Origin of the sequence: Pseudogulbenkiania ferrooxidans 2002 (assembly GCF_000174355.1) — a bacterium.
In the GTDB taxonomy this organism is placed as follows: Bacteria; Pseudomonadota; Gammaproteobacteria; order Burkholderiales; family Chromobacteriaceae; genus Pseudogulbenkiania; species Pseudogulbenkiania ferrooxidans.
This window is the reverse complement of record NZ_ACIS01000007.1, coordinates 96,377-115,233: the sequence shown is the minus strand read 5'-3', so window position 1 is coordinate 115,233 and position 18,857 is coordinate 96,377. Positions and strand designations below refer to the sequence as shown.

Below are 18,857 nucleotides of genomic sequence, written 5' to 3'. Positions count from 1 at the left end.
CATATAAAGGCATGGCCGAAGGCGGCGGGATCCGACCCGCACGGCTTCGGCCAACGTTGTAGCGTGAAGAGACCCTTATAAGGGGGCCAGATCCAGCTTCTCCATCAACGCCCGGTCGGCGTCGACGTCGGGGTTGCCGGTGGTCAACAGCTTGTCGCCATAGAAGATGGAGTTGGCGCCCGCCATGAAGCACAGCGCCTGCATCGCCTCCGGCATCTCGCGCCGGCCGGCCGACAGCCGCACGTAGCTCTTCGGCATGGTGATGCGCGCCACCGCGATGGTGCGCACGAACTCGGTCCAGTCCAGCGGCTCGGCGCCGTCGAGCGGCGTGCCGGTCACCTTCACCAGGTTGTTCACCGGCACCGATTCCGGTTGCGGATCGAGGTTGGCCAGCTGGGCGATCAGCCCGGCGCGGTCGGTGCGGGTTTCGTTCATGCCGACGATGCCGCCGCAGCATACCGACAAGCCGGCGCCGCGCACCTTGCCCAACGTGTCCAGACGATCTTCGTACTCGCGCGTCTGAATGATGTCGGCGTACTTCTCCGGCGCGGTGTCCAGATTATGGTTGTAATAGTCGAGGCCGGCATCCTTGAGCTTTTCCGCCTGGCCATCCTTCAACAGGCCGAAGGTGGCACAGGTCTCCAGACCCAGCGCCTTGACCCGTTTCACCATATCCAGCGTCTTGTCCAGATCGGCGTCCTTCGGACCGCGCCAGGCGGCCCCCATGCAGAAACGGCCAGCGCCGTTCTGCTTGGCCAGGCGCGCGGCCTCGACCACCTCGTCCACCGTCATCATCGGCTGGTTTTCCACCGGGGTATCGTGATGCACCGACTGCGGGCAGTAGCCGCAGTCCTCGGGACAGCCGCCGGTCTTGATCGATACCAGGGTGGAGAGCTGGACCTTGGTCGGATCGAAGAACTGGCGGTGGATTTCGGCGGCACGAAACACCAGTTCCATGAACGGCAGCGCCAGCAGCGCCTCGATTTCGTCGACGGTCCAGGCAGCGGACTCGGGATGCGGGGTGGCTGGGCGTTGGAATGCGATGGTAGACGGTTGCATGGGCTCTATCCGTAGCGCCGGCACGTCGCCGGCGGGGAAGCGCGCTCGACCGCGCTCTCTTCCCGCCCGGCGGCGGCTGACATAGGGTGAAGATCACCAAGGCGTGTCATCCATTGTTTCCCACCCCGCGCCGGGATCTGTTTTTGCACGCGACGTTTGGTGATTCCAAACGAGCGCCAAGTAACGCCGTGGCGCGCAAAAGCAGACTCGGCCCGAAGGGTTGCGCCGCGAAAACGGTCAGGCGGCGTTGCCGGTCTTGGCAAGGGGGCGGCCATTGCCTTCGCCCGGCGCCTTGCCTGACCGTTTTCGCGGCAGTAACGCGGAGGGGAAACAATGGGTGACACGCCCTAGATTTTTGTTGAACGCATCTTGTCGCGGGGTCGCCATGCTGTCAAACCTTTTTGGACGATTAATTGACAACAGATTATTTTTTAATCAACCCTGCCTACTATGCGGCACTTCCGGAACACGCCACGGCTTGTGCCCGCCGTGTCACGCCTGCCTGCCGCGCCTGCCGGCGGAACGCTGCCCGCACTGCGCCGAACCAGTCGCCGCCGGCAGCCTGTGCGGGGCGTGTCAGCGCCATCCGCCTGCCTTCGACGCGCTACACGTTTCCTACCGTTTTGACTACCCCCTGGACGGCCTGATTCACGCCTTCAAGTACGGAAAACGCCTGGAAATGGCCGGTGCGCTGGGCCGGCTGCTGGCGGAACACGCCCCGCTTTCCGCCCCTGCCATCGACCTGATCGTACCCGTTCCACTGGCAAAAGAACGACTTGCCGCACGCGGTTTCAACCAAAGTCACGAGCTGGCACACGCACTCGCTGCTACAATGCAAGTCCGGTTTGACGCCGACCTGTGTTGGCGAAAATACAACACTCGCAGTCAGACCACGCTTGACCGTGCCGAACGGCACCGCAACACGAAACATGCATTTGGCGTAAAACGCTGCTTGGACGGGCTTTGCATCGCCATCGTCGACGACGTGGCGACCTCCGGCGCCACCCTCTCCGCGCTCGCCGCCACCCTCAAAAAACAGGGGGCGAAACGGGTCGAGGCCTGGGTGCTGGCACGGGCAATTAGCCTAAAAACTTGACCAACTTTTTGATTCCTTGGAACAATCCGCCTGCCAACGATGTTCACAGTTGTTCTCTTTCAGCCGGAAATACCGCCCAACACGGGCAATGTGATTCGATTATGTGCCAACACCGGCTGTGAACTGCACCTGGTCAAACCGTTGGGTTTCCCTCTGGACGACGCCAAGTTGCGTCGTGCCGGTCTCGACTACCACGAGTACGCTCGCCTGGTCGTCCACGAGAACTGGGAAGCCTGCCGCACCGCCCTCTCCGGCCGCCGCATCTTCGCGGCCACCACCAAGGGAGCGACGCGGCATGACCAGACAGCTTTCCGACCCGGAGATGTATTGTTGTTCGGCCCCGAATCGCGTGGCCTGCCGCAGGAAGTCCTGGATTCATTTCCAGCCGACCGTCGTGTCCGCCTGCCAATGCAACCCGAGTCACGCAGCATGAACCTGTCCAACGCGGTCGCCGTCATGGTGTTCGAAGCGTGGCGGCAGAACGATTTTGCGGGAGGAAGCTGAGCGTTCACCTGTTGGCCCAACAGCACAGGGAGGTGTAATGAAGCCTGTATTCCGATGGCTGTGGCTAGTATTTATAGTCTCGCGCTGGTGGCCTGCTCCACCGTCAGAAACGCCAGCGCAACCAGTCAACAAGCGTCGATCCGCTCGACCAAAAAGCCGCTTGCCAGCAACACCGGCAAGTACTTCCAACAAGATGGTCCGGCCGACCACATCCCGGCCAACCTGGCTCTGGTACCCGATGCCGTGCCGCAGGATGAGCCGCTGATCAAGGCGGCCAACCTGCCCTACTCGGCGCTGGGCATGAGCTTCCACCCGGATACCAGCGACAAGCCCTACGAAGCCAAGGGGCGTGCCTCCTGGTACGGCAAGCAGTTCCACGGCCGCCATACCACGTCGGGCGAGCCCTACGACATGTACGCCATGACCGCGGCCCATCCGACGCTGCCGATCCCGAGCTACGCCCGGGTCACCAACCTGAAAAACGGCAAGGCGGTGATCGTGCGCATCAACGATCGCGGCCCGTTCCACAGGGGGCGCCTGATGGACCTGTCCTACGCCGCCGCCTACAAGCTGGGCTTCGTGCATCAGGGCAGCGCACCGATCAAGGTGGAACGCGTCTGGCCGGACGGCAACGACGACAGCGTTGCCGCCACCGCGCCGAGCCGTGCGCTCAAGGCCAGCGGCGACGACAGCTACCTGAAGCTGGGCAGCTACAGCCGCCTGGCCCAGGCCGAGGCCCGCATGAGCAAGATCGAGAAGGAACTGGACGCCAAGAACGATGCCAAGCTCGGCATCGTCAACCGCAACGGTCGTTACACCGTGCAGCTGGGACCGTTCCGGTCACGCCAGGCGGCGCGCACCGTGGCCGAAGCGCTGAACGTGGAGAGCACGGTGATCAGCGGCGGTATCTGACGCCGCGCGGGAAACCGATCCGAAGGCAGGGCGCCCGCCCTGCCTTTTTGTTTGCCTGGCGTCCCCGCCGGGTGCCGGCAATAAAAAACCCCGGCACCTGGGTGCCGGGGTAAACAGCCTTTAGTGTCAGCAAAAGGCACCCGCTCAGGGAGGCAAGCGGGAGGTGAGATCACCTGCCGATTAGGCTTGCCACCCCTGGCAAAGTTCCGTCACGCCGACGGCATCTCGTCCTGGCCCTGCGCCAGGTAGGCGTCGAACCAGCGCTCCACCACCTCTTCCACCGTCTCGCCGCCGGTCTTCTTCAGGCTGGAGAACAGCTGGATGCTCACCGCCGGGTAGTCGGCCAACGCTTTTTTGACCGAGGCCAAGGTTTTCTGCTGTTCCATCCGTGATAATTTGTCGCTTTTCGACAGCAGGATGTGCACCGGCCGCCCGGTCTCGCGGAAGAACTCCAGCATCTTCCAGTCGAGCTCCTTCAGCGGGTGACGGCTGTCCATGATCATGATCAGGCCGACCAGGTTCTGCCGGGTCTGCAGGTAACGCCCCAGCAAGGCGACCCAATGCGTGCGCACCGCCTCCGGCACTTCGGCGTAGCCGTAGCCCGGCAGGTCGACGAGATAGCGCTCTTCGCCCAGGTCGAAGAAGTTGATGTGCTGGGTCCGCCCCGGGGTCTTGGAAACAAATGCCAGACGGGTACGATTGGCCAGGGTATTGATGGCGCTCGACTTGCCGGCGTTGGAGCGCCCCACGAAGGCCACCTCGGCGCGAGTGGGCGGCAAATCCTTCAGGTGGTTGACGGTTGTATAAAAGCGCGCGTTCTGGAAAATCGTCATAGTAGTAACGGTGTAAGCAGTTGGTATAGAATAACAGGTTTGAAATTGCCACTTTTACAGATATTTACGAAATCTCTCTCTGAGGAGCGACCATGAAACGCAAGATGCTGTTGGCGCTGGCTGCCATGACCCTGGCCGGTAGTGCACTGGCCGCCGCCGCCCCGGTAGACAAGGGCGACCCGGTCAAGGGCAAGCAGATCGTCGATCAGGTATGTGCCGCCTGCCACGGCGCGGACGGCAACAGCGTGGCTGCCGCCAACCCGACGCTGGCCGGTCAGCACCAGAAGTATCTGTACAGTCAGCTCAAGGCGTTCAAGGCCGGCACCCGCAAGAACCCCATCATGATGGGCATGGCCGCGCCGCTGTCCGACGATGACATGTGGAACGTGACCGCCTACTTCAGCCAGCAGAAGGCGAAGCCGCGCGAAGCCGCGGACAAGACCCTGATGGAGCTGGGCAAGAAAGTGTACCGTGTCGGCAACCCGGTCACCGGCGTTCCGGCCTGTATGGCCTGTCACGCCCCGAACGGCGCCGGCATGCCGGACCAGTTCCCGCGCGTGGGCAGCCAGCACGCCGGCTACATCCTCAAGCAGCTGAACGATTTCAAGGCCGGCACCGACCGCCAGCATCCGACCATGTCGGACGTGGCTTCCCGTATGAGCGATGCCGAAATGAAGGCAGTGGCCGACTACATCTCCGGCCTGCGCTAAGCGCAACTTCCGCCTCATGCCTTACTCAAAAGGGAAGCCTTGACGGCTTCCCTTTTTGTATGTGAAACCCATGAAAAAACCAAGCCGCCACGCCAGCTTCAGTTATTCCCTGTACGAGCTGTTGAGCTCGATGCGTTTCGCCATCGGGCTGTTGACCATCATTGCCATCGCCTCGGTGATCGGCACCGTGCTCAAGCAGAACGAACCCTACCCCAACTACGCCTTCGAATTCGGCCAGTTCTGGTTCGTCGCCTTCGACTGGCTGGGCCTTTACGACGTCTACCATTCGGCCTGGTTCCTGACCATTCTGGCCTTCCTGGTGATCTCCACCAGCCTGTGCATCCTGCGCAACGGCCCCGGCTTCATCAAGGACATGAAGGCGTTCCGCGAGAAGGCCACTGACAGCTCGCTGGCTGCGATGCAGCACAGCGAGGAGTTCGAGGCGGCCAACGCCTCGCCTGAGCAGCTGCAGGGCTACCTCGCGGCCAAGGGCTTCCGCCTGCGCCAGCACCGCCGCGACGACGGCACCCTGGTGCTGGCCGCCAAGAAGGGCGCCGCCAACAAGCTGGGCTACTTCTTCGCCCATATCGCCATGGTGGTGATCTGCCTGGGCGGCCTCTTGGACGGCAACCTGCCGCTGAAACTAGGCGAGCTGTTCGGCCGGGTGGTGGCGGAAACGCGCGACCTGCCGCAGTCGCAGATTCCGGAGCAGAGCCGGCTCTCCACCCGCAACCTATCGTTCCGCGGCAACGTCACGGTGGCCGAGAACAAGAGCGCCGACGTGGTGTTCCTCAACTCCGGCAACGGCTACCTGGTGCAGGAGCTGCCGTTCATCGTCACGCTGAAGAAGTTCCACGTCGACTACTACAGCAACGGCATGCCCAAGCTGTTCGCCAGCGACATCGTCGTGACCGACAAGGCCACCGGCAAGGAAACGCCGGCCACGGTGCGCGTCAACCACCCGCTGATCGTCGACGGTGTGGCGATCTACCAGGCGAGCTTCGGCGACGGCGGCTCGCCGCTGAACTTCAAGGCCTGGAACCTGGCGTCGCCCGAGATGCCGCCGGCGCCGATCACGGGCGTGTCGCTGAGTTCGCAGCCGCTGCGCGCCAACGGCCACCAGTACAGCCTGGAGTTCGGCGAGTTCCGTCAGTTCAACATCGAGAACATGGAGCGCAGCAAGGCCGAAGGCGCCAAATCGCTGTCCGAACGCATGCACGACGCACGCGAGGTGAAACGCGACAAGAACCTGAAGAACGTCGGCCCGTCGATCACCTTCAAGCTGCGCGACGAGCAGGGCCAGGCGCGCGAGTACCACCACTACATGTCCCCGATCGAGCAGGATGGTGCCAGCTACCTGATCGCCGGCATGCGCAAGACGGTGTCGGAGCCGTTCCAGTATCTGCGCCTCCCGCTCGACGACGAGATGAAGATCGACACCTTCATGCGTCTCAGGGCGGCGCTGAAGAACCAGGCGCTGTACGACGAGATCGCGCGGCGCAGCACCGCCAAGGCGATGCAGGGTTCGGCGATCAGCCCGGCGATGCGTCAGCAGTTCGAGGAGAGCGTGAAGTGGATTCTGGCGCGCTTCGGCGAAGGCGGCTTCAGCGCGCTCGAGCAGTTCCTCGATCAGCGCGTGCCGGCGGACAAGCGCCAGGCGGTGGCGCAGACCTATATCAAGATTCTGCAGGGGGCGGTGGTGGACGTGATGGCGGTGGCCAACGAACGCGCCGGCGCCAAGCCGCTGACGCAGGATGGCCGTCACTACCGCTTCCTGCTCGACAGCCTGGTGGCGGCGAGCAGCCTCAACGACTACGGTGTGCCGGTGTTCCTGCAACTCGACGGCTTTACCCAGGTCCAAGCTTCCGGTCTGCAGATGACGCGCTCGCCCGGCAAGACGCTGGTCTACCTGGGCTCGCTGATGCTGGTGATCGGTATCGTACTGATGTTCTATATCCGCGAAGTGCGACTGTGGATTAGGCTGGGCAATGGCCGGGTGCGGCTGGCGATGACCTCCAATCGTCACAACCGCGATCTGGACGAGGATTTCCGGCGTCACCGCGACGCCATTCAACAGCTTGTACGGGGTGCCTGATGGAACTCGCTTATTCCTTTGACGAACGGCCGCTGTGGCAGCGGCTGAACCTGGCCGACTGGCTGTTCGCCGCGCTGCTGGTGGTGGCCGCCGGGGTCACCTATTACCGTTACGGCGCCTACATGGACGTCTACGAGCAGGGCATCCTGGCCGGCAGCACCGTCGGCCTGATCGCGCTGGGCTGGTTCTGGAAGGCCTGGCGCCTGTTCCTGCCGCTGGCCGGCGCCATCGCACTCGTGGCGATCCAGCTCTACCAGGGCGACCTGGCGCGCGGCCAGAGCGCGTTCTGGCTGCGCTTCGTGCTGTCGAGCCAGTCCGCCATCATGTGGATGTGCACGCTGTTCTTCCTCGCCACCGCGGTGTACTGGATGGGCCTCCTGACACGCTCGGCGCTGCTCGGCCGCATGGGCACAGGGCTGACCTGGAGCGCGGCGGTGCTGGGCTTTGCCGGCATGCTGACGCGCTGGTACGAGAGCTACCTGATCGGCAGCGACATCGGCCACATCCCGGTCTCCAACCTGTACGAAGTGTTCGTGCTGTTCTGCCTGATCACCGCGCTGATGTACCTGTACTACGAGGCCAAGTTTGCGGCGCGCCAGATGGGCGCCTTCGTGCTGCTGGTGATCTCGGCCGCGGTCGGCTTCATCCTGTGGTACACCTTCGATCGCCAGGCGCACGAGATCCAGCCCTTGATCCCGGCCTTGCAGTCGTGGTGGATGAAGATCCACGTGCCGGCCAACTTCGTCGGCTACGGCTCGTTCTCGATCGCCGCCATGCTCGGCATCGCCCAACTCTTGGTCAGCCATGGCTGGCTCAAAGACAAGCTGCCGTCGGCCGAGTTGCTGGACGAGGTGATGTACAAGGCGATCGCGGTCGGCTTTTTGTTCTTCACCATCGCCACCATCCTGGGTGCGATGTGGGCGGCCGATGCCTGGGGCGGCTACTGGAGCTGGGACCCCAAGGAGACCTGGGCGCTGATCGTCTGGCTCAACTACGCCGCCTGGCTGCACGTACGCCTGGTCAAAGGCTGGCGCGGCACGCCGCTGGCGTGGTGGGCGGTGATCGGGGTGTTCGTCACCAGCTTCGCCTTCCTCGGCGTCAACATGTTCCTGTCCGGCCTGCACTCCTACGGCACGCTGTAATAGTTGAAGGTTGGCCGAAGCCCTCCCGCCGCGGCCACTCCCACCCCCGACGCCCGGCCCCGTGCCGGGCGTTGTCGTGTGAGCGATGGGCGGTCCAAGCGCTTGGCCAAAACGCCGCGCTGCGCTAGCGTAGCGGGGTCTTGTCCTGGCAACCCCGAATGAGCTGGTTTCTCTACATGCTGCAATGCCGTGGCGGCAGTCTCTACACCGGCATCACCACCGACGTGGCGCGACGCTACGCCGCACACGCCGCCGGCAAGGGTGCGCGCTACACCCGTCTGCATCCTCCCGAACGCATCGCCCTGGTGCTGGCGTTCGACGACAAGTCGGCCGCGCTCAAGGCCGAATACGCCGTCAAGCAGCTCTCTGCGACACAAAAACGCGCCTTATGCGCGGCTCACGGCGCCCCGGACGACACCACACCGGACCACCACCCCCTCTGAGCCCTCCCCTCGCCACACACCCCGCCGTTGGCGGCCGTGGAAGAAAAACGACATTTTCTTACAGTTCCTTACAATGTAATTTTGCGACAACATAAAGTTTTGTCATGATCCAACACACCTCGGCGCCCCCGCCGTGGCGCGATTGCGACGGCGCTATTCTGTGCCGTGGCAAAGGCCAGCCACCTGGGGACGGAGCGCGCTGAAATCGGCATAAATAGCGGATTTCATGGCGCCACGGGGACGCATCACCCCGCCGCGATGACGGACCACCCCACGGCAACGCACCGGCCACCAGAGCAGGGAGGGGTGAAGCACCACACAATAAGTAGCAAAACTACAATCAGGAGACATCATGAAGCACATCTCGGCAAGCCTGCTGGGCGCAGCCCTGCTGGCCGGCGCCCTCGCCCCGGCCCAGGCCTTCGACTTCCACGGCTACGTACGCGCCGGCGTCGGCAGCAGCGATGGCGACAGCCAGGCCTGCTTCAAGCTGGCCGGCGCCCAGAGCAAGTACCGTCTGGGCAACGAATGCGAAATCTACAGCGAACTGACCGGCGAGCAGGACCTGGTCCAGTTCGACAACGGCATGAAACTGTCGGGCCTGGCCATGGCCAGCCTGTACAACGAAAACGACCGCACCCCGACCTTCCACAACAGCGACGGCAACAGCGGCAGCCTGCGCCTGCCGCAGTCCTACCTGCAGCTGACCAACATTCCCGGCCTGCCGGGTGCGCGCCTGTGGGCCGGCCGCATCTACTACCGTCGTAACGACGTGCACATCAACGACTTCTTCTACTGGAACCCGAGCGGTCTCGGCGCCGGTCTGGAGAACTTCGCCATCGGCGACAAGCTCAAGCTGAGCTACGCCTTCTTCCGCAACGACGGCATCTTCCAGGAATACGACTCCAACCGCCACGACCTGCAACTGTCGGGCATCGACGTCAACCCCGGCGGCGAACTGCAACTGGGCGTGAGCTACATGGACCCGTCCGGCAAGGTGGACGTCAACGGCCAGAAGGTCGATCCGCACAGTGGCTGGGCGTACACCGTGCAGCACATCCAGAGCGGCGTGCTGGGCGGCAAGAACAAGCTCGCGCTGCAGTACGGCACCGGCAGCGGCACCAGCCTGTCCGGCACCGTCGGCCCGATCACCAACGACAGCAGCGACAAGAGCTGGCGCGTGCTGGACGCCTTCGACTGGCAAGCCACGCCGAATTTCGGCGGCCAGCTGGTGGGTCTGTACCAGCGGGACCGCGTCGACGGCGGCACGCAGAAGTGGATGTCGTTCGGCATCCGCCCGAGCTACGCCTTCACCGAGCACTTCAAGCTGGTGACCGAACTGGGTCACGACCGGGTACAGCCGGCCAGCGGCCCGACCCGCACCCTGACCAAGTTCACCATCGCGCCGACCCTGGCCATGGGCAAGTCGTTCTGGAGCCGCCCGGAGCTGCGCCTGTTCTACACCTACGCGCAGTGGAACCAGGCCGCCCAGGACGCCGCCGGCGACAATGCCAACGACCCGCTGTCGAGCAGCGGCGTGTTCGGTTCGCGCCGCCACGGCTCCACCGTCGGCCTGCAAGTGGAAAGCTGGTGGTAAGCCGCCAGCCGGCCTGACGCCGCGCCAACCGCCCCGGGATGCCTCGTGCCCCGGGGCGGTTTTCATTTGACGGATCGAACAGGCCGGCAAAGTGCCCGGGTTGACTTCCTCTCCCCGCTTGCATATCTGTTAAAGAACTTATCCGGCGCGCCGCGCTCTTATCCACTCTTCGACACTACCCCCACCTGAGAAGAAGGACGAACCATGCTCGCACGCAAAACCTTTATCGCCACCTCGCTGGCCTTGTCGATCGGTTTCGTCGGCATCACCCAATCCGCCCAGGCGGCGATGATCGGCGTGGAACAGCTCAACCAGGGCGCCACCAGCGCCGGCGACGCCAACCGCGCCCGCATCCTGGAAACCCTCAGCCGCGCCGACGTCGTCGCCGAGCTGGAACGCCAGGGCGTGTCGCCGGAGCAGGCACGCGAACGCATCGCCGCCCTGAGCGACAAGGACGCCGCGCTGCTGGCGGAGAAAGCCGCCAAGGCCCCGGCCGGCGGCGACATCGTCGGCGCCGTGCTGTTGGTGTTCTTCGTGCTGCTCCTGACCGACATCCTCGGCCTCACCAAGATCTTCCCGTTCACCCGCTCCATCCGCTGAACGATGGCGCGCTCCTGGTCGATACCGCTGTGGCGCGGCCTGCTCCTGGCGGCCGTGCTGCTACTCTCCGCCTGCGCGACGCCGGTGGTGCGGCAGCAACTGGCACGCACCGACCTGCCGCGCCAGGTCGAGCTCACCGACACCCCATTCTTCCCGCAGGAGGAGTACCAGTGCGGCCCGGCGGCGCTGGCCACGGTGCTGACGGCGTCCGGCAAGACGGTGGCGCCGGACGAGCTGATCAGCCAGGTCTACGTGCCGGCACGTCAGGGCAGCCTGCAGATCGAGATGCTGGCGGCGGCGCGCCGCCACGGCCGGGTGGCGACCGTGCTGCCGCCGCGGCTGGACGCGCTGCTCGACGAGGTGCGCGCCGGCCACCCGGTGCTGGTGATGCAGAATCTGGGGCTGTCGTGGTGGCCGTCGTGGCACTACGCCGTGGTGGTGGGCTACAACCTGGAGCGTGACGAGATGGTGCTGCGCTCCGGCACCTTCCGGCGCCAGCTGATGAGCCTGACCGCCTTCGAGAACACCTGGGCGCGCAGCGAGCACTGGGCGGTGGCCGTGTTGCCGCCGGGCACGCTACCGGTGAGCGCCGACGAGGCCGGCACGACGGCGGCGCTGGTGGCGTTCGACCGCCTCGCCACGCGCGCCGACGCGCGCAGCGGCTATGCCACGGCGATCAAACGTTGGCCGAACAACCCGACGCTGGCGATCGGCCTGGGCAACACCGCCTACGCCATGCATGACCTGCCAGCCGCACGCCACGCGCTGGAACAGGCGCTGGTGGCTCAGCCCGACAACGCCGCCGCGCACAACAATCTGGCCGTGGTGCTGGCCGATCTGGGCGAGCTGGAACAGGCGCGGAGCCACGCCGAACGGGCGCTGGCGCTGGGCGGGCCGTGGCAGGAGACGGCACGCGCCACCTTGCAGGAAATCGAGAAGAAGGCGGCCAAACCTGGCGTGCGCTAGGGTAAATGCCGGAGCCGGGGCGGACTACTGGAACCGCCCGGCAAGCGGGCCTTGAAAAGGCTGGGGACGGCCGGGACGCCGGCACCGGAATGGATACGGCGCACATGGGGATGGCGCATCGCCGGCTCATACCTACCCCGGCCTGGCAAGCGATGACGCGCCACATCGGACGTGGTGGACGCGGATTAAAGAGGGTGCGCCGTGCGCTGGCACCCAAGACGGGCCGGCGCCGCCGCGTGAAGCGGGGCGCTTAGCCGATGACGACGCAATCCCGCCCTTGCCCCTTGGCCTGGTACAGCGCCTGGTCGGCGCGCTGCAGGATGGCGTCGAGCGGTTCGGCAGCGTCCCGGCAGAGGGTGAGCCCGAACGACAGCGTCAGCCCGGCGGCACCGGCCGGCAACAGCTCGCCGCTGAGCACCCCTACCTGGCGCCGCAACCGCACCAGCACGCTCTGCACTTCCTCGATGCTGGAGTGCGGGAACAGCAGCAGGAACTCCTCGCCACCCCAGCGCGCGCAGACATCGTAGTCGCGCACCCCTTCGGACAAACCATGGGCAATGGCCCCCAGCACGCGGTCGCCCACGTCGTGGCCGTAGCCATCGTTGATGCTCTTGAAGTGGTCGACGTCGGCCAGCGTCAGGCAGAACTGGCCGCCGCTGCGGCCCAGCCGCTGCAATTCCTCGCGCAGGCGAACCAGCGCGTGGCGGCGGTTGGGCAGGCCGGTGAGTTCATCGCGGCTCGACAGCCAGTGCAGGCGCTGGTTCATGTCGCGCAGCATGTTCTGGTAGCGGTCGCTGATGCGCACGATCTTCTCGACCTGGCGCAGCTGGCGCTGATAGCGCGCGGCGTAGCTCAGGCCTCGGTCACGCTCGGCATCCTGGTAGCGGTCGGCGATGCGGCTCACCCGCTCGATCTGCCGGGTCTGCTCGCGATAGCGCTCGAAGAGCGAGGCGAGCGCCTCGTGCAGCGGATGGTCGGCGTAGGCCGGGTCTGCCAGCAGGGTTTCGATGCGGCTTTCCAGCTCCTCGTGCTGTTTCATCGCGGCTCCGCGGGTTCAGTCGTGGGCGAGGATATCGAACGGGAAGGTGTAGTCCTCGCGGAACTCCTCGGCCAGTTCGGCCACCCGTTCGTTCTCGCGCTCGTAGCGCCATTCGACGCCGACCGTGCGGCCGTCGTCGAAGGCGCCCTGCAATTGGTCGAGCATGTCCATCATGGCGCGAATGCTGCTGGTATTGAGGTAGAGCAGTTGCAGCTGCAGCCGCAGCGGGCGGTCCTCGCGTGCCAGGAAGGCCTCGATCCAGTCGATGACCGGCTGGTACAGTTCGAAGGCGTTTTCCGGGTAGGAATCGCCCTTCATCACCACACATCCTGCTTCCCAGTCTGCCCGGATGGCCGGAATCGAACCGGTCCCCTCGACGATCAGATCTTGCATGTCAACCTCGTCAAATCACTACGCGTAAACTGAAAAACGCCACACCGCCATCCAGCGCGGTGAGCGAGCACTGCAGCGGCTCGTAGGCGCGGCGCGCCAGGTCGATCAGGCCGAGCCCGGCGCCGGTCTTGGCGGACGGATCGCGCGGCTGGCGCAGCTGGTTCTTGTACTCGGCCTTGAGCCCGGCCTTGTCGAGCCGCGCCAGCGCCGCGATGCGCTCCACCAGCGCGTCGCCATCGGCCGGCAGCACCACGTTACCGGCGCTGACCACGTAGCGGCCGTCCTCCGAGCGCGACACGATCAGCGTGGCGTGCGCGTCGGCCCCCTCCAGGCCGTGCAGGGCGGTGTAATGGCGGATATTCTGGGTCAGCTCGATGTACACCGAGAACACGTCGGTCACCGCCGACTGCGATTCCTGCAAGCCCTGCATATGCTTGCGCAGCGCCTGGCCAATCTCTTCGATCAGCGTTGCCGAGAACGGACCGTTGAAACACAGCATGATGCCCTGCTGGATGAAGGCTGCCCTCAGCGATAGTACATCGACCTGCTCCATGGACTCTCCTTATCTGTCGTGATCACCCGGCAACGCGGGCTGATCGGCCTCGTCCTGCCGACCGAAACGGAACCCCAGCACCGTGATGTCGTCGCGCTGGGCGCGCTCGCCCTGGTACTCGGCCAGGCACTGCTGGAACGCCTCGCGCTGCTCGGCCACCGGCAGCTGGGCGTGGTGGCGCAGCAGCTCGGCGAAGCGTCGCCGGCCGAAACCGTAGCCCTTGTCGCCGCCGGACTGGTCGAGGAAGCCGTCGGTGGTGAGGTAATAACTGACCTCCGGGCGCAGCGTCATGACGTGGTTGCGGAACGACGTCGGCTTGCGGTCGGCGATGCCGCCGCGCTCGCCGGCCACTTCGCCGACCTGCGCGCCGTCGCTCCAGTGTAGCGACAGCCGCGCCCCGGCAAAGGTCAGCGTGTTGTTGATCAGGTCGACCGCGCACAACCCGGCGTCCATGCTGGTGGCAAGATGGCGCGCCCCGGTTTCGTGGCGCAGCATGGCGCGCACCACCTGGTCCATGCGCTCCAGCAGCGCCGCCGGGTCGGCGAGGCCCAGTTCGCTCACGGCGACGTCGAAGGCGGTCTGCGCGATCATGGTCATGAACGCACCTGGCACGCCGTGACCGGCGCAATCGACCACGCCCAGGAGGCAGCGGCCGGGGCCGGTACGGCACACGAAGAAGTCGCCGCCGACCACGTCGCGCGGCTTCCACAACAGGAAGTGCTGCTCGCCCAACAGTTCGCTGAGCGGGCCGTGCGGCAGGATGGCGTTCTGGATCAGGCTGGCGTAGCGGATGCTGTCCTGCATCGCGCGGTGCGCCTGCAGCACCTGCTCGTTGGCCTGGGCCAGGTCGCGCGTGCGCTCCTCGATGCGCTGCTCCAGCTTCTCGGTGTGGACGCGAATCTCGCCCGCCATGTGGTTGAAGGCGCGCGTCAGGTCGCCCAGTTCGTCGTCGCGGCGCGAACGCAGTTCGATGCGGTAGTCGCCGGCGGAGAGCTGGGCCACCGAGCGGTGCAGCCGCGCCAGCGGGTTCAGCACCAGGCGGTCGAGGCCGAAGATGACCAGCAGCCCCAGCGCCAGCAGCACCACCAGGCCGCCCGCCGCCAGCGTGGCCAGCAGGCGTTCGTCCAGCACCGCGGCGGTGGAGAGGTCGACCGCGCTGATCACGTACCAGTCGAGCTGGGGGATGTACGAAATGCCCAGCAGCCGCGGCTGGCCTTGCAGCGTGACGCTGGCGGTCTGGGTGCCCTCCGGCGTGGCCTTGAGCGCGGCCAGGGCGCCGGCCAGGCCGGGCTGCTCCTCGGTGCGGATCAGCCGGTACACGGTCTTGGCGGAATTCAGGGAGGAGACGGAAGCGTACTGGATCAGGCGGGCGTCCGGGTGGGCCTGGATCACCCCCTGGCCGTTGACGATGATGTTGCTGACGCCGCGCTGGTGCGAGGCCACCAGATCGCGCAGGAAGTGCGACAGGTCGAGGCCGGTGCCGGCCATGCCGAGCACCTCGTCGCCGTCGTGGATCATCACGTTGAACCACACCTTGGTGACGCGCACCTTGCCGTCCACGTTGACGTTGAGCGCGTAGTCGCGCACGTTCTGGCGCGTGGCGAAGTACCAGCCGTCCTCGGCGTCGTTCGGCTTGAGGCGGTAGCGCGGCACGGCGGCGTTGGCCGCCAGCTTGTCGTCGCTGAAATAGTAGCTGAGCGAGCGATCGGCGACGACGGAGAAGGAATGATCGGCAAAGGCCTGGCGGAAGTTTTCGGCTTCGCGGAAGAACGCCCGGCGCTTGGCCGGGTCCTGCTCGTCGCGCAGCCAGTCGCGCGTGACCTCGAGCCCGGCCAGGCGCTGCGACAGCGCCAGTTCGCGCGACAGCTGGGTCACCAGGGTCTGCTTTTGCAGCAGGGCATGATCGCGCGCGAAGGCGGCGCCGTAATGCTGGCGGATCGAATGCACCGCCAGGTTGCCGGCAAACAGCGCCAGCACCAACAGCACGGCGAACAACGCGGCCAGCGCCAGCGCCGATTTCCATCTCAAGCTCAAGTGACACTACTCCGCAGATTGCCGTTCCAGCGACGTCGACGGCCAATGCCGCATGTTACGCCAGAGCCCTGTCCGCCGTCATGCAGAATCCGTTCATCATGTCACCCCCGGCGATACCCGCTCCCTTGACGGCGTGGCACAATGCACTTTTGCCATTCCCAGCCCCGCCCCCGCCATGAGCCTGAAACTGCACACCGTTCCCGTCACCCCGTTCGCCCAGAACTGCTCGCTGTTGTGGTGCGACGTTACCCTGAACGCCGCCATCGTCGATCCGGGCGGCGATATCGAACGCATCCTGGCCGAGGTGGCGGCGCGCGACCTCACGGTGGTCAAGATCCTGCTGACCCACGGCCACATCGACCACGCCGGCGCCACCATGCCGCTGGCGCGCCGCCTCGGCGTACCGGTGGAAGGCCCGCAGCGCGAGGAGAGTTTCTGGCTCGATCAGTTGCCGAACCAGGGACAGATGTTCGGCTTTCCGCCGGCCGAGGCGGTGACGCCCGACCGCTGGCTGGAGGAAGGCGACACCGTGACGCTCGGCGAGGAAACGCTGGCGGTGCTGCACTGCCCGGGCCACACCCCCGGCCACGTGGTGTTCTACAGCGCGGCGGCCGGCCTGTTGATCGCCGGCGACGTGCTGTTCCAGGGGTCGATCGGGCGTACCGACTTTCCGCGCGGCAACCACCAGCAGTTGATCGACGCCATCCGCGGCAAGCTGTTCGTGCTGCCGGAGGAGACCGTGGTGGTGCCGGGCCACGGCCCCTACACCACCATCGGCGACGAGAAGCGCCACAACCCCTTCGTCGCCGACGCGCGCTACCGCTGATGCCGCCGGAGTTCGCGCGCGCGGTGCTGGGGCTGGTGGCGCGCATCCCGCCAGGCCGCGTCAGCACCTACGGCCGGCTCGCCGAACTGGCCGGCTGGCCGCGCCATTCCCGCCATGTCGGGCACCTGCTTGGCCATCTGCCGGACGGCGTCAGCGTGCCGTGGCAGCGTGTGGTGGGCGCCGGCGGCCGCATCGCCCGCCCCGGCACGCCCGGCGCCGACTACCAGCGCCTGCTGCTGGAACACGAGGGCGTGGTGCTAAGCGCCAGCGGCCGCGTCGACCTCAAGCGCTACGGCTGGCCGGCGGCGGCGGAAGATGTCTGATCCCGGCTTCGGCCAACCGTGCGAAATAAAAAACGCCACCGGCAAGCCGGTGGCGTTTTTGCGAGCAAAACATACGGTCAACCGCGCCCGTTGGCCTGCTTGTAGGCCGCGATCAGCCGCGCCGTGGAGCTGTCGTGCGGCGCCGGGCCGCTCTTGCCGGCCAGTTCGGCGTGGATGGTCTTGGCGAGCTGCTTGCCCAGCTCCACTCCCCACTGGTCGAAGCTGTTGATGTGCCAGATCACGCCCTGCACGAAGATCTTGTGCTCGTAGAGCGCGATCAGCGAGCCCAGGTTGCGCGGATCGAGGCGCGACATCAGCAGGGTGTTGGTGGGGCGGTTGCCGCCGAACACCTTGTGCGGCACCAGCTTCTCCAGCGCCTCGCCCGTCACGCCCTGCGCCGTCAGCTCGGCGCGCACTTCGTCGGCGGTCTTGCCGCGCATGAAGGCTTCGGCCTGGGCGAACACGTTGGCGAGCAGGATCTCGTGGTGGCCGGGCAGCGAGCTGCGATTCTCCAGCGAGGCGATCAGGTCGATCGGCGAGATGTGCGTGCCCTGGTGCAGCAGCTGGAAGAAGGCGTGCTGGCCGTTGATGCCGGTCTCGCCCCAGATGATCGGCGCCGTTTCGAAATCGACCGGGTTGCCGTCGAGCATCACCTGCTTGCCGTTGGACTCCATGTCGAGCTGCTGGATGAAGGCCGGCAGGCGGTGCAAGTACTGGTCGTACGGGGCGATGACGTGCGAGCCGCCGCCGTAGAAGTTGATGTACCACACCCCGATCATCGCCAACAGCACCGGCATGTTGGCTTCCAGCGGCGCGTTGCGGAAGTGCTGGTCCATCAGGTGCGCGCCGTTCAGGAGCTCGACGAAGTTCTCTTCGCCGAGGTAGAGCATGATCGGCAGGCCGATCGCCGACCACAGGCTGTAGCGCCCGCCGACCCAGTCCCAGAATTCGAACATATTGGCCGGGTCGATGCCGAAGTCGGCCACCGCCTGCTGGTTGGTCGACACCGCGACGAAGTGCTTGGCGACTGCCTTTTCGTCGCGCGCACGCTGGACGAACCAGTCGCGCGCGGTGAGCGCGTTGGTCAGGGTTTCCTGCGTGGTGAAGGTCTTCGACTCGATCACGAACAGCGTGGTCTCGGGGTGCACGCGCTTGAGCGTTTCCTTGAGCTGGGCGCCGTCGACGTTGGAGACGAAGTGCATGTTCATGCGCGGGTGGGCGTACGGGCGCAGCGCGCTGCACACCATGAGCGGGCCCAGGTCGGAGCCGCCGATACCGATGTTGACGATGTCGGTGATCGGCTGGTTGGTGTAGCCCAGCCACTCGCCCGAGCGCACGGCGTGGGCGAAGCGCCCCATGCGTTCCAGCACGCGGTTGACCTTGGGCATGACGTCTTCGCCGTCGACCAGGATCGGCGAATTGGTGCGGTTGCGCAGCGCCACGTGCAGCACGGCGCGGCTCTCGGTGACGTTGAGCTTCTCGCCCTTGAACATGGCCTTGATGCGCGCCGGCAGGCCGGCTTCGCGCGCCAGCTGCACCAACAGTTTCAGGGTGTCGTCGGTGAGGCGGTTCTTGGAGTAGTCGAGCAACAGCCCGCCCACTTCCAGCGCGTAACGTTCGGCGCGTTCCGGGTCGCTCTCGAACAGCTCGCGCATGTGCAGCTGTTTCGCGTCGGCAAAGTGTTCCCACAGCTGTTGCCAGGCGGGCAGTCGGGTCAGTTCGCTCATGCCAT

19 protein-coding genes are annotated in these 18,857 nt (G+C 65.7%); 12 read left to right on the top strand and 7 right to left on the bottom strand.

What is annotated here, in order from left to right; genetic code table 11:
* Window positions 1-75 precede the first annotated feature (75 nt).
* A complete protein-coding gene (gene bioB, locus FURADRAFT_RS13220; RefSeq protein ID WP_008954669.1) occupies window positions 76-1,059 on the bottom strand; it encodes a biotin synthase BioB in 984 nt (327 codons plus the stop codon).
* A 385-nt stretch (window positions 1,060-1,444) separates the two neighbouring features.
* Here bioB and FURADRAFT_RS13215 point away from each other — a divergent pair, with 385 nt between their 5' ends.
* From FURADRAFT_RS13215 to FURADRAFT_RS13205, 3 genes are read left to right on the top strand one after another with little or no spacing between them, the layout of a single operon-like run.
* Window positions 1,445-2,155 carry a ComF family protein gene (locus FURADRAFT_RS13215; RefSeq protein ID WP_008954668.1) on the top strand — a complete coding sequence of 237 codons (711 nt, stop codon included), beginning with the start codon at window positions 1,445-1,447 and terminating at the stop codon, window positions 2,153-2,155.
* A 39-nt stretch (window positions 2,156-2,194) separates the two neighbouring features.
* Window positions 2,195-2,659: a tRNA (uridine(34)/cytosine(34)/5-carboxymethylaminomethyluridine(34)-2'-O)-methyltransferase TrmL gene (gene trmL / locus FURADRAFT_RS13210; RefSeq protein WP_008954667.1), complete on the top strand. Its 465-nt coding sequence runs from the start codon at window positions 2,195-2,197 to the stop codon at window positions 2,657-2,659.
* A gap of 54 nt (window positions 2,660-2,713) precedes the next feature.
* The gene (locus tag FURADRAFT_RS13205) at window positions 2,714-3,571 is read left to right on the top strand and encodes a septal ring lytic transglycosylase RlpA family protein (RefSeq protein ID WP_008954666.1); all 858 of its coding nucleotides are present in this window, start codon (window positions 2,714-2,716) and stop codon (window positions 3,569-3,571) included.
* 209 nt (window positions 3,572-3,780) lie between these two features.
* Here the strand turns inward: FURADRAFT_RS13205 and yihA are convergent, their stop codons facing one another.
* Window positions 3,781-4,404, bottom strand: a complete 624-nt coding sequence (yihA, locus tag FURADRAFT_RS13200) for a ribosome biogenesis GTP-binding protein YihA/YsxC (RefSeq protein WP_008954665.1) — start codon at window positions 4,402-4,404, stop codon at window positions 3,781-3,783.
* 92 nt (window positions 4,405-4,496) lie between these two features.
* On the opposite strand from yihA, the gene FURADRAFT_RS13195 reads away from it, so the two are divergent.
* From FURADRAFT_RS13195 to FURADRAFT_RS13165, 7 genes are all read left to right on the top strand, one after another.
* Window positions 4,497-5,114: a c-type cytochrome gene (locus tag FURADRAFT_RS13195; RefSeq protein ID WP_008954664.1), complete on the top strand. Its 618-nt coding sequence runs from the start codon at window positions 4,497-4,499 to the stop codon at window positions 5,112-5,114.
* A 70-nt stretch (window positions 5,115-5,184) separates the two neighbouring features.
* A complete protein-coding gene (locus FURADRAFT_RS13190) occupies window positions 5,185-7,209 on the top strand; it encodes a cytochrome c biogenesis protein ResB (RefSeq protein ID WP_008954663.1) in 2,025 nt (674 codons plus the stop codon).
* Complete coding sequence (gene ccsB / locus FURADRAFT_RS13185) at window positions 7,209-8,351, top strand: c-type cytochrome biogenesis protein CcsB (RefSeq protein WP_008954662.1); 1,143 nt, start codon at window positions 7,209-7,211, stop codon at window positions 8,349-8,351. Before FURADRAFT_RS13190 ends, ccsB begins: the two co-directional genes overlap by 1 nt.
* A 158-nt stretch (window positions 8,352-8,509) precedes the next feature.
* Window positions 8,510-8,794 carry a GIY-YIG nuclease family protein gene (locus tag FURADRAFT_RS13180; protein ID WP_008954661.1) on the top strand — a complete coding sequence of 95 codons (285 nt, stop codon included), beginning with the start codon at window positions 8,510-8,512 and terminating at the stop codon, window positions 8,792-8,794.
* 352 nt (window positions 8,795-9,146) lie between these two features.
* Window positions 9,147-10,391 carry a maltoporin gene (locus FURADRAFT_RS13175; RefSeq protein ID WP_008954660.1) on the top strand — a complete coding sequence of 415 codons (1,245 nt, stop codon included), beginning with the start codon at window positions 9,147-9,149 and terminating at the stop codon, window positions 10,389-10,391.
* A gap of 204 nt (window positions 10,392-10,595) precedes the next feature.
* Window positions 10,596-10,991 carry a PA2779 family protein gene (locus tag FURADRAFT_RS13170; RefSeq protein WP_008954659.1) on the top strand — a complete coding sequence of 132 codons (396 nt, stop codon included), beginning with the start codon at window positions 10,596-10,598 and terminating at the stop codon, window positions 10,989-10,991.
* 3 nt (window positions 10,992-10,994) lie between these two features.
* The gene (locus FURADRAFT_RS13165) at window positions 10,995-11,957 is read left to right on the top strand and encodes a PA2778 family cysteine peptidase (RefSeq protein ID WP_008954658.1); all 963 of its coding nucleotides are present in this window, start codon (window positions 10,995-10,997) and stop codon (window positions 11,955-11,957) included.
* Window positions 11,958-12,207: 250 nt separating this feature from the next.
* On the opposite strand, the gene siaD is transcribed toward FURADRAFT_RS13165, so the two are convergent.
* The 4 genes from siaD to siaA are packed head-to-tail and all read right to left on the bottom strand — an operon-like array spanning window position 12,208 to window position 15,976.
* Complete coding sequence (siaD, locus tag FURADRAFT_RS13160; protein ID WP_008954657.1) at window positions 12,208-12,996, bottom strand: biofilm regulation diguanylate cyclase SiaD; 789 nt, start codon at window positions 12,994-12,996, stop codon at window positions 12,208-12,210.
* Between the two features lie 15 nt (window positions 12,997-13,011).
* Complete coding sequence (siaC, locus tag FURADRAFT_RS13155; protein ID WP_008954656.1) at window positions 13,012-13,389, bottom strand: biofilm regulation phosphoprotein SiaC; 378 nt, start codon at window positions 13,387-13,389, stop codon at window positions 13,012-13,014.
* 10 nt (window positions 13,390-13,399) lie between these two features.
* Window positions 13,400-13,942: a biofilm regulation protein kinase SiaB gene (siaB, locus tag FURADRAFT_RS13150; RefSeq protein WP_008954655.1), complete on the bottom strand. Its 543-nt coding sequence runs from the start codon at window positions 13,940-13,942 to the stop codon at window positions 13,400-13,402.
* A gap of 9 nt (window positions 13,943-13,951) precedes the next feature.
* Window positions 13,952-15,976, bottom strand: a complete 2,025-nt coding sequence (gene siaA / locus FURADRAFT_RS13145) for a biofilm regulation protein phosphatase SiaA (protein WP_008954654.1) — start codon at window positions 15,974-15,976, stop codon at window positions 13,952-13,954.
* Between the two features lie 175 nt (window positions 15,977-16,151).
* Here siaA and FURADRAFT_RS13140 point away from each other — a divergent pair, with 175 nt between their 5' ends.
* Both FURADRAFT_RS13140 and FURADRAFT_RS13135 read left to right on the top strand, forming a co-directional pair.
* Window positions 16,152-16,802, top strand: coding sequence for an MBL fold metallo-hydrolase (locus tag FURADRAFT_RS13140; RefSeq protein WP_008954653.1), 651 nt, complete (start codon window positions 16,152-16,154; stop codon window positions 16,800-16,802).
* A complete protein-coding gene (locus FURADRAFT_RS13135; RefSeq protein ID WP_008954652.1) occupies window positions 16,802-17,125 on the top strand; it encodes an MGMT family protein in 324 nt (107 codons plus the stop codon). The genes FURADRAFT_RS13140 and FURADRAFT_RS13135 overlap by 1 nt, the downstream gene beginning before the upstream one ends.
* A 77-nt stretch (window positions 17,126-17,202) precedes the next feature.
* Here FURADRAFT_RS13135 and pgi read toward each other — a convergent pair whose 3' ends face one another.
* Window positions 17,203-18,852 carry a glucose-6-phosphate isomerase gene (gene pgi / locus FURADRAFT_RS13130; RefSeq protein WP_008954651.1) on the bottom strand — a complete coding sequence of 550 codons (1,650 nt, stop codon included), beginning with the start codon at window positions 18,850-18,852 and terminating at the stop codon, window positions 17,203-17,205.
* Between the last annotated feature and the right edge of the window lie 5 nt (window positions 18,853-18,857).